Source organism: Massilia sp. 05N420 (assembly GCF_056397205.1).
Genome location: NZ_JBFTMX010000296.1, coordinates 1 through 357 on the forward strand (window position 1 = coordinate 1; position 357 = coordinate 357).

1 pseudogene is annotated in these 357 nt (G+C 64.4%); it reads left to right on the forward strand.

What is annotated here, in order from left to right:
• A pseudogene (locus AC1DIX_RS28395) lies at positions 1-211 on the forward strand (precorrin-6A synthase (deacetylating)); the annotation flags it as partial.
• Between the last annotated feature and the right edge of the window lie 146 nt (positions 212-357).

Genomic DNA, 357 nt, shown 5'->3' on the forward strand with positions numbered 1-357 from the left:
GGACGGGATCCAGGCGTTTTCGCAGATCGACGATCCGGATGCGGAGATCTTCTGGGGTGCCTATCTTGGCACCGCCGACGAGATCGTCCATTCCGGGCGCCTGGGCGACGTTTCGGACGAGATCGTCAGAATGCGTGCCGCGGCGCGCGAGCGGCATGGATGGATCATGGATATCTATCTGCTGCGCAAGGGGCGCGACTTCGAGGCGTGAGCGGCTTTGCCGAGATCGCCGTCATCCTGTAAGGACAGGTGATGGAAGGGTGTGCCATGGCTGCGGCCGGTAACAGACAATTGCAGGAAACGGCGGTTGCGGGGCTTCGCCGCGGCGCCTGCCCGACGCTTGCCGCGCCGATGCAG